Annotated in this window: 9 protein-coding genes, 1 tRNA gene and 1 pseudogene; 8 read left to right on the top strand and 3 right to left on the bottom strand. The window is 67.6% G+C overall.

Annotation, left to right across the window (positions count from 1 at the left end; all coding sequences use genetic code 11):
• Positions 1 to 549: 549 nt before the first annotated feature.
• Positions 550 to 1,206: pseudogene (locus amrb99_RS51340) on the top strand (reverse transcriptase/maturase family protein); the annotation flags it as partial.
• Between the two features lie 60 nt (positions 1,207 to 1,266).
• A complete protein-coding gene (locus amrb99_RS51345; RefSeq protein WP_347256802.1) occupies positions 1,267 to 1,434 on the top strand; it encodes a group II intron maturase-specific domain-containing protein in 168 nt (55 codons plus the stop codon).
• Positions 1,435 to 1,974: 540 nt separating this feature from the next.
• Here amrb99_RS51345 and amrb99_RS53275 read toward each other — a convergent pair.
• Positions 1,975 to 3,894 carry a hypothetical protein gene (locus tag amrb99_RS53275; RefSeq protein ID WP_190859225.1) on the bottom strand — a complete coding sequence of 640 codons (1,920 nt, stop codon included), beginning with the start codon at positions 3,892 to 3,894 and terminating at the stop codon, positions 1,975 to 1,977.
• Between the two features lie 282 nt (positions 3,895 to 4,176).
• On the opposite strand from amrb99_RS53275, the gene amrb99_RS22600 reads away from it, so the two are divergent.
• The 4 genes from amrb99_RS22600 (at position 4,177) to amrb99_RS22615 (ending at position 7,404) form a co-directional block, all read left to right on the top strand.
• A complete protein-coding gene (locus amrb99_RS22600; protein WP_241755820.1) occupies positions 4,177 to 4,710 on the top strand; it encodes an ISAs1 family transposase in 534 nt (177 codons plus the stop codon).
• Positions 4,711 to 4,948: 238 nt separating this feature from the next.
• A complete protein-coding gene (locus amrb99_RS22605; protein WP_241755806.1) occupies positions 4,949 to 5,992 on the top strand; it encodes an SCO2522 family protein in 1,044 nt (347 codons plus the stop codon).
• Positions 5,982 to 6,983: an SCO2521 family protein gene (locus amrb99_RS22610; RefSeq protein WP_190859231.1), complete on the top strand. Its 1,002-nt coding sequence runs from the start codon at positions 5,982 to 5,984 to the stop codon at positions 6,981 to 6,983. Before amrb99_RS22605 ends, amrb99_RS22610 begins: the two co-directional genes overlap by 11 nt.
• Before the next feature lie 103 nt (positions 6,984 to 7,086).
• A complete protein-coding gene (locus amrb99_RS22615) occupies positions 7,087 to 7,404 on the top strand; it encodes a PspC domain-containing protein (RefSeq protein ID WP_241755807.1) in 318 nt (105 codons plus the stop codon).
• A 25-nt stretch (positions 7,405 to 7,429) separates the two neighbouring features.
• On the opposite strand, the gene amrb99_RS22620 is transcribed toward amrb99_RS22615, so the two are convergent.
• Both amrb99_RS22620 and amrb99_RS22625 read right to left on the bottom strand, forming a co-directional pair.
• Positions 7,430 to 8,764 carry an MFS transporter gene (locus amrb99_RS22620; RefSeq protein WP_190859233.1) on the bottom strand — a complete coding sequence of 445 codons (1,335 nt, stop codon included), beginning with the start codon at positions 8,762 to 8,764 and terminating at the stop codon, positions 7,430 to 7,432.
• A 111-nt stretch (positions 8,765 to 8,875) separates the two neighbouring features.
• Positions 8,876 to 9,217, bottom strand: coding sequence for a metallopeptidase family protein (locus amrb99_RS22625; RefSeq protein WP_190859235.1), 342 nt, complete (start codon positions 9,215 to 9,217; stop codon positions 8,876 to 8,878).
• A gap of 31 nt (positions 9,218 to 9,248) precedes the next feature.
• On the opposite strand from amrb99_RS22625, the gene amrb99_RS22630 reads away from it, so the two are divergent.
• A complete protein-coding gene (locus amrb99_RS22630; RefSeq protein WP_241755808.1) occupies positions 9,249 to 10,922 on the top strand; it encodes a metallophosphoesterase in 1,674 nt (557 codons plus the stop codon).
• 73 nt (positions 10,923 to 10,995) lie between these two features.
• Positions 10,996 to 11,071: transfer RNA gene (locus amrb99_RS22635), tRNA-Glu, on the top strand.
• Positions 11,072 to 12,067: the final 996 nt, after the last annotated feature.

The following is a 12,067-nucleotide window of genomic DNA, read 5'->3' on the forward strand; positions in this document are numbered from 1 at the left end:
AAAATTCATCCGCACTCCCGGCACGATTACGGACGGATACCTTCCAACCACAGAGACTCGCCCATAACGACATGAACCGGCTATGACTTTCACAGGGCCATACAATGCGAACATTGATCTCTGTTTGTCGATGAACCGGGCGGATCTGGTACACACCCGGCGAGAACGCGGCCGGAGACGATGAACAGGTCGACCGGAGCAAGTTGGACGCTCTCGCTGCGGCGGGGGCGAACGGACCGGAGGATCCGGCTGAGGACTGGTTCGGGATCGACTGGGACCAGGAGGAAGACCGGGTACGGCGGCTGCGGCAGCGCATCTTCGCGGTGGCGCGGGACGGCGACCATAAACGGTTGCGCAACCTGCAAAAGCTGATGCTGCGCTCACGCGCGAACGCTCGGATGAACGTGCGCAGGGTGGCGCAGAGCAATCAGGGCCGTGCGACGGCCGGGGTCGACGGGCGGAACCGCGCTGCTGGCGTCTCAGAGGGCCGAACTGGCCGACTGGGTGCGGCATCGTCGTGCGGGCTGGCGGCCTCGGCCGGTCAAGCGGGTGTTCATCCCCAAGACGAACGGAGAACGGCGTCCACTGGGTATACCGGTGATCCGGGACCGCGCCTGCCAGGCGGTGGTCCTCAACGCGCTGGAGCCCGAGTGGGAGGCGCGATTCGAGCCGCGCAGCCACGGCTTCCGGCCGGGCCGCGGGTGCCATGATGCGATCGAAGCGATCTTCGGGGTCTGCAAGGGCAAGCGACCCAAGCGGGCCTGGATCGTGGATGCCGACTTGGCGGCCGCGTTCGACCGCATTGACCATCAGCAGCTCTTGGACCAACTCGGCCTGTTCCCCGCCAGGGACCAAGTCGCCCAGTGGCTCAGAGCAGGGGTCATGGAGAACGGTCGATTCGCGCCGACGTGGGAGGGAACGCCGTAAGGCGGTGTGCTCTCCCCATGCCTGTTGAACGTGGCGCTTCACGGGATGGGACACGCTACCGGTGCTCGATACAGCACCAAACCATCGCACAAGGGATGGAGCGTGCCGGGCACACCAGTGGTCATCAGGTACGCCGACGACCTGGTCGTACTCTGCCACAGCAGGCAGGAGGCAGAGCAGGTCAAAGCACAGCTCGCCGCGTGGCTGGAGCCACGAGGGCTGGTCCTCAACGAGGACAAGACACGCATCGTCCGCCTCGATGAGGGCTTCGACTTCCTCGGCTTCAACATCCGCCACCACCCCAGCGGCAAGCTGCTGATCAAACCGGACAAGGCAGCAGTGAAACGCTTCCGGACAAGGCTGCGCAACGAGGTGCGGCGACTCTACGGAGCGAACGCGCCTGCGGTGATCGGGAAACTCAACCCGGTCCTGCGCGGCTGGGCGGCCTACTACCGGACAGCGGTGTCCAAGCAGACGTCCGCCTCCATCGACCACACCCTGTGGTGAACGTCGACGAGGTGGGCCAAGCATCGGCACAAGAACAAGTCGCCGGCATGGATCACCGAACGCTACTTCGGCAAGTTCCATCCGGCCAGGAACGACCGCTGGGTCTTCGGAGACCGGGAAACCGGCGCCTACATGATTAAGCCGGCCTGGACGCCGATCAAGAGGCACCAGATGGTGATGGGGCAGCGTCACCCGACGACCCCGACCTCACCACCTACTGGGCACTGAGACGGCAACGACACCTTCCGCCGGGCACCGCTGACCCAGCGCCCACACTCCCCACGCAAGGAAAACATTCCACCCGCTTATCGGGGCTTGCTTGAGCCGTGTGCCGTCACAAGTGGCACGCACGGTTCTGAGGGGCCCCGGCACGGCAACGTGCCGGGACTACCCGGCGGCGCGGCCAAGGCGGCAGGCCGCAAGATCCATCTGCTCGCGGCCCTCGACCACGCCATGAGACCGCTCCAATTGCCGGCAGCCGGTTGCCGCGACATTGCAAGCACCTTGCGGGCCACCCCACCGATAACCGAGGCTCACGGATTACTTGTTGTTTCCGTGCTGCGCTATGACCACCATCATCTTCTGGTACCCGTCTCGAGCTTTGAGCATCGTCTGTTCGACGACAGAGAGGCTGAATGTCAGGCCGGCGTCCCGGTACGCCTGAACAATCTCCTCCACGGAGAGTTCTACAGCGGGATAATGAGTCCCCTCGCCGGCTTGGTATCCTTGCGAACCCACCATGTGAGCAGCAATGATTATCCCGCCCGGCCGGACAGTTGTGGCCAAGTTTCGGGTCGCTAGCCAGAATTCTTGCCGGGAACTGGTTATGGATTCCGTGACAAAATATGAGCTCACGATATCATAGCGACTCTTGGGCAGGGCGAACACAGAGCCGAGCACGGAGTTCCCAAGTTCACATACTCGCTCAAGACAGCCCAAATATTGGTCACCTGCGGTACCGATCATCAACTCCTCGAACTTATTCCATATCCCCCCACTCCTCTCCTCTGGAGTTTGCGCGATCATGGCCTGCACATACGAACGATTCGACGAGCTGTACTCAATCAGGTCAATCGCCCCGTCGTCAGCCAGGTAAGGTGCGAGGATCATCGCCGGATACAGATTTGGTCCTGATCCGATATCTGCCACCAGCTTCGCATCCTTGAACGGAATATTCAGCTGGGCCAGCTGGTCCGTGACGATATTGATGATAGTTCGATCTTCCGGAAGAATACGAGTTCCATAATTGCGGGTGACATATTCATCCGAATCAAACTGTTCCCAACTGCTCTCCCGGTCGTGGGATTCCAAGAGTCGGCGTGCCTGCTCGGCCAACAATTCACAGATGACATACACGATAACTTCGGGCGAGAGTCGCTCACTGTCGTAGAACAGATTGTGGTATCGGTCTTGAGTAACGATCTCCATCGCCCGCACCAGTGCGTATGTCTTATCCTGCTGGCTTTCGAAATACCGGTCCAGCATCCTAACGTGTTGCATCTCCCGGCTGGCCGGATGGAAGTGGCTGGCGGCTTCCATAGCGTGACAGGTGGGCCGTCCCTGTCGCTTGACCAGGACGCCTCGACGGCGGAATTCTCGTTTCCGGTTGTTAGAGAGAAGTGCAAGTCTTTCGATGAAAATCTCAGATGGATAGAAGATCACATCGCCATTGGGCAACGTATCGACGTCTCCCGCACGACTCTGCCTCAGCCGCTGCACCAACTCGTCTACCGCAGGCGGCAGCTCGCTTTCCCGGATGAAGATGTAGTTCCTACCCGGACGATCATCCGGTCTGATCGCACCGAAATCTCGGAAGATGTCAGCTATCGCAACCACGTAGCGATCGCGCTCCTCCTGGGTAAGTTCCCGGCCAGGGATATAACTTGTCAGATCGTCGATGAGGGCGACGCAACGGACATTTTCGCAATCCGCGAAGACGTCACGAAAGATTCCAGCGAGTAGTAGACCGACCTGTTCATCCGCGGGAAGTCGCTCTGCCTGGACCTCAAACCCGTCGGCGGTAAGATGATTGGCGGCGTAAGGTCCAACAGTTTCGATACCGATGACGGATGCCCCACTGGTCGCCGTCCTGAGAATGTCATCCAACCAGGCATAGGAAATGTTGATTCCCAGCTTGGCGAGTTCCTCGTAGTCGTCTTCCCCCAGGGCATGAAGAACATGCCGGACCACCATCGATTGGAGTTCCAGGCGATTCCTATACTCTGCGGCGTAGGATTTAAGCCGTTCGAGTACACCTTCACAGCGTTCGCGGAATATATGATCGCTCTTCTCGGAAAGTACCCGATTCAGCGGCGAATATTTCACCTGCGGTCGAAAGGTCAGGGAGTGCGCGAGCATCGCCAAGTGCTCTTTAGAGTACTCGCCATGGGTTCCATTGCGAACCGCGGTTCGGCCACTAGACAGAAGGGCGTCGGCCTGCATTTCGATATCTGTCTTCACGTGGTGCCTTTCTCGTTGCGTTGTGTTACTTCCAGCAAATTCACAGCCACGAAACCGGACGTCCTAAACCATATTTTCCTCTGTCTTTGTCAGGACACAGGGGCATCTGGCACGGGGCACACAACGGCTTTCTGGTGCTGTACGTTCAGGAACCTACTAGGACTGTCCGGCGCGAGCGTTTGGTGGCAACACCATCTGAGTGGTCAAGGCGTTGGAACCGAAGGGCAAGTTGGACGCTCTCGCTGCGGCGGGGGCGAACGGACCGGAGGATCCGGCTGACGACTGGTCGCGGCCGCCACCTATGCCGGAATCGTGCTCGGCCAGCGTCAGGTCGCCGCCAAGAGCGGCGATACCACCTGCTTCACCGACCTGCTGGAACCACTGAACCTGCATGGCGCCGTCGTCACCACCGACGCGCTGCACGCCGTCCGCGAGCACGCCACATGGCTGGCCGAGGTCAAGAACGCCGATTACATCGTGATCGTCAAGGGGAACCAGAAGTATCTGCACCGCCAGCTCAGGCGTCTTCCCTGGCGCGATGTGCCGCTGGCCGACAAGACCCGAGACCACGCCCATGGCCGCGATGAGATCCGCCGCTTGAAGGTCTGCACCGTCGGCGGCCTGCTGTTCCCGCACGCCGCCCAGGCCGTGCAGGTCGAGCGACGCCGCACCGATGCGGTGACCGGCAAGACCACCATCACCACTGTGTACGCGGTCACCAGCCTGACCGCCGAGCACGCCCGCCCTGCTCACCTCGCCGCGTACATCCGCGGCCGCCCCGACCACGCCCTTCAGCCACTCGGTCTCACGAGTTGAGAACGCGTGAGCCCTGGCCATCACCCAACGACTTTGAAATTGCCCTGCTCTGGGAGTACGCCTCCCCCAACATCGGATGGCCCGAGAAGCGACTGGCGTCGTACTCGCCTTCCTGGGACCAATTCTGGCGACTGCTCCGCGAGAGCCCGCGCCATGCCGCGGTGACCGACCCGCGCCAGGCCCTCCGGGCGCGCGCCAACATCCGCCAGGGCAGCATCTTCGACCTGCCGCAGGAGGAATGGGACGTCGGCACGATGTTCTTCGTCGCCGAGTCGATCTCGTCCCAGGTCGCCGAGTTCCGCGCGGTGACCCGCGGCTTCCTGCGGGCGCTCCGTTCACGGAGCTCGACGTGGAGCGGCGGCTCGCCGGGGTGCCGCTGTCGCACGTGTCGATCGAGCTCGGGCACCTCTACGCCGAGGACTTCGAGCGCGGTCCGGCCTACCTCCGCGACCAGTTCGAGCGGGTCCGGCCGTGGGTCGAGACGCTGCGGTCGCTGTACGAGCGGCGCCACCCCGGCCGCCGCCCCCGGATCAGCACCTGCTTCCTCATCGACGACTACTTCACCCGCTTCGGTGAGCCCGCCGAGGTGATCGGTGACCTGACGGCCGCCGCCGCCGACTGCGACCTGCGCATCGACTATCTGGCGCGCGAGTCCGGGTGCGCGGTCGCCGGAGAGGTGCCGCTGGCCGAGATCGTCGAACGGCGGCTCGTGCCGGCCCCTCCGCCGGGCACCGACGGCTCCCGTCCGCCCCTGCACGAGGTGGGCTGGTTGTGCAACGGCGAGCGCTCGACGGCCGCCTCCGCCGACGAGGCGATGCGCAGGCCCGCGCCCTGGGGGCCGCCGCGTGAGAACACCGCCCGGCAGCACTCGATCTTCGTGGACGTGGAGCTCTGGAGCGAGCCGCCCGGCGGTCGCAGGCTCTGGTCGTGCGCGTTCCTGGCCTCGGTCTGGCAGCTGCTTCGGCTCGGCCTCCTCCGGTACGACGGCGCGGCGGTCGCCACACCGGTGACCTGGGAGGGAGACCTGCCCGCCGACTGGGAGGAGGTGCCGCCGATCCTCCAGCTGAATCCGGCCGCCCGGCCGTTCAGCGCCTACCGGACCATGTCCGTGCTCGACCCCCGCTTCCTGCCGGTCGAGGGGGCGGTCCGCACCATCCTCGATCAGGTGGCCGTCGACGACGAGGTGCTGCGGCAGATCGCCGACCGCGGCTCCGCCGAATCCATCGAGCTGCCCCCGGCCGTGGTGGACAGGATCGCCTATGTCTTCGCCGGTGGGTTCTGACACCCGCGCGGCCGCCGGGGCCCGTCCCGGCGGCCGCCGCACCGCCCCCGGCCAGGGCGGGATCGTGATGGGCGTGGTCCGCACCGGGCTGCTGCTCACCTCCGCCGCGGCGGCCCGCGCCGACGTTCGCGCGGCACTGGCGATCCTCCCCGGTGAGCGGGTCCGCATCTCCGAGCGCCCGATCCCGCACGCGGTCTCGCCGGACGTCCTCGCCGGCGTCGACTGCGAGCTGGCGACCCGGTCCAGGCGCGGGGTGCGGGCCGTCGGCACGGTGCGGGCGCGGGCGTCGATCACCGGCGGCCGAGTGCTCCAGGGATCGGCGTTCACCCAGGCCGCGGCCGGCTCGGGCGAGCACCGGCAGCCGTGGTCGCATCACCTTTCCCGGCCCGGTTCGGTCGAGACGATCGGGAAGGCCGACTGGGCCGACGTGGCCGCGGGCTTCCTCGCCCCGGCCCTGGGCGCCCGGGGCATCGCCCTCGGCCCCCTCTGCGACCAGGTTCTGGACACGGTGCAGCGGTCCGGCCGGTTCGACCGCCGGCCGCCGTTCCGCGCCGCCCGCACGACGCTGCGGTGGGTCCTGGAGCCGGTGGATGCCGACCGCGGCGAACGCGTCGAGTTCGCGGTCGGCGACGGGACGGACCGGCTGGTCCGTCTCGCGCTGAGGTCGCCCGACCCGGCTGCGGTCGCCGGATGGTGCGAGGACCTGGCGCTGCACGACTGGCTGCTGACCACGGTGACAGAGATGATCTCGCGCGGCCGCCTCGGCGAAGGAGCGCACGCCCAGGTGATCGACCGGATACGGCCGGCGGTCGACCACCTCCTGCACCTGTGGATGCCGGGCGTCCGGGTGGACCACTCGCTCATGCCGCTATGGACGGATCTCGACCAGAAGGTCAGATTCCAGCAGCAATGGCAGAACTCGATCGATCGCATTCGCGATCAACTCGCGCTGCACACCCTGACCCTCCTCGGCTCGAAGGCCGACTTGTGAGGGTCCTCCCGCGGTGCGGGATCCGGGACGTCGGGGTGGACTCAGGGGCGAATCAGGGCGGTTCCGGATGTCGCGTCGGCGCCAGGGTGGGCATCATCGAGGCATGGACATGAACAAGGGCACCACCGAACGGCGGCTCCGCCGCACCCGCGACGGGCGCATGCTCGCGGGCGTCTGCTCCGGCGCCGCCGAGTTCCTCGGCGTCGACGCCAACATCGTCCGGCTCGTCCTCGCCGTCTTCACGATCTTCGGCGGCGCGGGCGTGGCCCTCTACGTGATCGCCTGGCTGCTGATCCCCGAGGAGGGCGCCGCGACGTCCATCGCCGAGGACCTGTTCAAGAAGGCCCAGGACAACCCGAACGTCCAGGACGCCGTCCAGCGCACCAAGGACGCCGTCAACAAGAACCGCACGCACGCCTGAGCGGCCCCGGAGCCGAGCGCGGGGCTCAGGGGGCGGGGGCGGAGCGGCGGATGCCGGGGAGGTCCTCGTCGCGGGACGGGGCCACCTCCACGGAGTCGACCGGGTCGGTCATGCCGGAGATGACGCCGCCGCGGATCCGGTTCCAGGACAGCGACAGCATCGCCGCGACCGACAGCCCGAGGACGCCCGCGAGCGCCACCACCGTCTGCGGGCCGAGGACCTGCGTCGCGGCCCCGGCGGCGAGGATGCCGAGGCCCTGTCCGGCGAGGATGCCGGACTGGGCGAGGCCGAACGCCTGGCCGCGCCCGGACGCCGGCACCGCCGCGACGAACGCCGCGTTCGCCGCCAGCTGGTACGCGCTGCCCATCCCGGACAGCGCCCACAGCGCCACCACCCCCCACAGCGGCGGGTGGACGCCCGCGCCGACCAGCGGCAGGCACGCGGCCATCGACATCCATCCCATGACCCGCAGCCGGTTCATCGGGCGGACGAACCGGCTGAACAGGAACGCTCCGAACACCATCCCGGTCGGCATCGCCGACATCAGCAGCCCCACCGTCACCGCGCTGCCGCCGAACGTCGCCGCGTACGGCGCCGCCAGGCCCTCCGGGACGACGTAGAACGCGCACAGCCACGCGAACAGCACCAGCGACCGCAGGACCGGGTCGCCGAACACGAGCCGCGCCCCGTCCCGCGTCCCGCGCCACAGCCCGAGCGACTCCCGCTCGCGCTCCTTCGGCGCGGCGCGCGGCCGCAGCCCGCCCACCAGGATCACCGCGGACAGGCCGAACGTCAGCGCGTCGATGGCGAGCGCCTCGCGGGACCCGACCGCCAGCACGATCGCGCCTCCGGCCAGGGACCCGAGCATCTGCGTGCCCTGATGGGTCATGTTGTTGATCGCCGACCCGGCCACGTACCGGTCGCCCTCCAGCACGTCCGGCAGCACCGCCGCGCGCGCGGCGGTGAACGGGGCGCCCAGCAGCACGGTCGCGAACACCAGCAGGCACAGCCCCGCGAACGGCAGCTCGACCAGCGCCATCACCGCCATCAGGCACGCCCGCAGCACATCGCAGACGATCATCACGGTGCGGCGCGGGAACAGGTCGGCCAACCCCGACAGCACCGGCCCGCCCACGATCGGCGGCAGATACGTCAGCGCGTAGGTGACGGCCGTCAGCAGCGCCGAGTCCGTGCGGTGGAACACCAGCACGGCCAGCGCGACCTGCGCCAGCTGGTCCCCGATGAACGACAGCGCCTGTGCCAGCCAGAGGGCACGGAACTCACCTACCGCGAACACCTCGCGGTAGGTGGCCTGCTCCTCCGCCGGACGCCGATGCCGGCCGGTCTGCCTTCCCGCCACGCACGCTCCAGTTGGCTCGTCCAGGGGTGGACGACCCTCCTATTAACTCACGCTGCGTGGCAGTTATGTGACCTACCGTGCCCAAATATTGAAACCTGTCGCCGCCGGTCGTCAGTACCCCAGGTCGTGGAGCCGGCGGTCATCGATCCCGAAATGGTGCGCGATCTCGTGGATCACCGTGATCCGCACCTCTTCCACCACCTGCTCCTCGGTGTCGCAGATCCGCAGGATCTCCCGGCGGTAGATGGAGATGTGATCGGGCAGGACGGCCCCGTACCAGTCGCCGCGCTCCGTGAGGGGTACGCCTTGGTAAAGGCCCAGCAGGCCGCGCTCGGGTGCGTCATCCTCGACCACGACGACGACGTTGCGCATCTGGGCGGCCAGCTCGGCCGGGACGGTGTCGAGGGCCTCGCCGACCAGGTCCTCGAACGCCTCCCGCGACATCTCGATCACAGTGCCATTCTGCTCGACAGAAGGAGGATCGTTGCCGTTCCGGCCGACCGCCCTCGCCGCCCGGATCACCGCCCTCGCCGCCCGCCTGCCTCGCGCCGCGTCCGCCGCCCGTAAGACGCGCGCCGGCGCGGTCCGCGCGCGCGCCGCCGGCGTCCGCGCCGCCCGCAGCCGCTGGACGCGCGTCGCCCTCACCATCGCCATCGGCCTCGCCGGCGGCTACGTCGGCCTCCTCGTCGGCGGCCGCACCGTCACACCCGTCGGCCCCGCGAACGTCCAGCTCGTCCTGCACCCGTCCCTGCACGGCGGCACCACCCTCGAACTGCCGCCGCTCGGCGCCGTCCACCTCGACACCCACGCCGGCCCCGTCTCCGTCGAGGCCCACCTCACCGACGTCCGGCCCGACCAGGCGCAGAAGCTGATCGAGGACGACTCGCAGCTCGACCGCGTCACCGACCAGATCGCCGACCAGATCCGGCACGGCGTGACCGTCCTGCTGATCCGCGCGGTCGTGCTCGCGCTGGTCTTCGCGTTCCTCGCCGGGCTGATCCTGTTCCGGTCCTGGCGGCGCGCCGTCGCCGCGCTCGGCGCGTCCGCCGCCGGCGTGGTCGCCGTCGCCCTGGTCGCCTGGACGACCTTCAACCCCGACTCCATCGGCGAGCCCCGCTACACCGGCCTGCTCGCCAACGCCCCGCAGGTCGTCGGCGACGCCGAGACCGTGTTCACCCGCTTCTCCACCTACCGCGCCAACCTCGCCCGCCTCGTCGGCAACGCCTCCAAGCTCTACGCCGCGACCTCGGCGCTGCCGACCTACGAGCCGGACCCGTCCACCATCCGCGTGGTGGACGTCTCCGACATCCACCTGAACCCCACCGCGTGGAACGTCATCAAGTCCGTCAGCACCCAGTTCCACGCCACCTTCATCATCGACACCGGCGACCTCATGGACCACGGCAGCAAGCCCGAGGACAAGTTCGCCGACTCGATCTCCGGCCTGAAGATCCCGTACGTCTACATCCGCGGCAACCACGACTCGAAGGGCACCCAGCGGGCCGTCGCCCGGCAGAAGAACGCGATCGTCCTGGACGACCGGACGCGCGAGGTCGGCGGCCTGAGCGTCTACGGCGTCGGCGACCCCCGCTTCACCCCCGACAAGAGCACCCGCGACGACTTCGTCGGCGCCGACCAGGTCCGCGCCGAGGGCCAGGTCCTCGCCGACCGGCTCAGCAAGTCCGGCACCAGGCCCGACGTCGTCCTCACCCACGACCCCGCCGAAGGCCAGGCGTTCTCCGGCCTCACCCCCCTGATCCTCTCCGGCCACCTGCACGCCCGCGAGACGAAGCTCCTCCCCACCGGCACCCGCCTGTTCGTCCAGGGCTCCACCGGCGGCGCCGGCCTGCGCGGCCTCGAACACGAGCAGCCGACTCCCATCGAGCTGTCCGTCCTCTACTTCAACCGCGCCTCGCACCGCCTCCAGGGCTGGGACGACCTGCAGCTCGGCGGCCTCGGCCTCACCTCCGCCAAGATCGAGCGCCACCTCGAGCCCGACCCGGGCCGCGCCATCCGGCCGCAGCCCCCGGCCACCGCCCCGCCCGCGTCCCCGACCTCCCCGTTCCCGTCGAGGTTCCCGTCCGACTGGCCGTCCCGCAGCCCGTCCCCCACCACGTCGCCGACGTCGTCGCCGTCCCCCACCCGCGAACGCGGGTAACCGTTTGCGCGCCGCCCCGCCCCGTCCTCTACACTTGACCGGGTCGAGTGGCAACCATCTCTGCCACCACCGGGCCCCCTTCGTCTAGCGGCCTAGGACGCCGCCCTTTCAAGGCGGTAGCGCCGGTTCGAATCCGGTAGGGGGTACCACGCGCATGGCTGCAAGATCACCATCCGGCCCATCGCCGTCCCCCCTGATCGCCGCATTCGCGGCCCGTAGTTGCGTGTCCGCCGTTTCGGGCGTGATCGTGACCTGAACCTCGACCTGGTTGCCCTGCTTGTCATGCCGCATCTGGACGGCGAACGCGTCCAACAAACGCCGCAGCGTCGGCTCCGGTAGCAGGTCGAGGTCGACTGTCCCGGTCGGGCAGTGGTCCAGCAGCTCGGGACACGGCGCCACCGGCGTCGCGTCCCGTAGTTCGCGCAGCGTGGTCTGTTTGGCCTCCAGGTCCGCGCCGAGGCGTGTGGTGCGTTCGTTGATGGAGTTGACGAAGACGGGCGTGGGGTCGTCGGCGGCCTCCAAAGAGTCGAGGACGCGTTCCTTGCGGCGCTTCAACTCCGCGATCTGTCGCTCGACCGTCACCAGGCGTTCCCGGTGTTCGTGGAGATGGGTGTCATCGATCCGGGCGAGCAGAGTGCGCAGGCGTTCACGGCGGTGGGGTCCGAAGACCTCCCGGTTGAAGAACTCGGTCAGGCCCGCCATGAGCGGCTCCTCCCGAACCCAGATGCTCGCCGGGTGCCCTTCCGGACGGTAGGCACGAGCGGGACGGCAGATGTAGTAGATCCGGCCCCGGCTTTCCTTACCGAACATCCGTCGCCCGCACAGTCCGCAGGTCATGTAGGAGCGGAGCGCGTAGGAGCGACGGGTATCGGTGTGCGCGGTGTTGGGCCCCGGGCGGCTGCGTGAACCCTCCCGGTCACGGGCGACCTTCTGGGCGTCAGTGAAGGTTTCGACGCTCACCAGGTCAGGATGGGTGGGTGCGCTGGACCAGATCCACGCCTCGGGAGGGTTGTTTCGGCCCCCGGCCGAGGTGGTGGCCTTGCGGTTCCACACCATGTAGCCGGTGTACTTGGGATTGGTCAGCACCTCCCGGATCGAGGAATAGGTCCACTTGCCCACACTGCGGTGCTTCGCGGTGGCGACCG

This window comes from Actinomadura sp. RB99 (assembly GCF_014706005.1).
GTDB lineage: Bacteria > Actinomycetota > Actinomycetes > Streptosporangiales > Streptosporangiaceae > Spirillospora.

Coding starts and splice junctions, on each gene's coding strand:
- amrb99_RS22605 (WP_241755806.1), top strand. CDS start 4,949: ATGGGACGTCGGCACGATGTTCTTCGTCGCCGAGTCGATCTCGTCCCA.
- amrb99_RS22615 (WP_241755807.1), top strand. CDS start 7,087: ATGGACATGAACAAGGGCACCACCGAACGGCGGCTCCGCCGCACCCGC.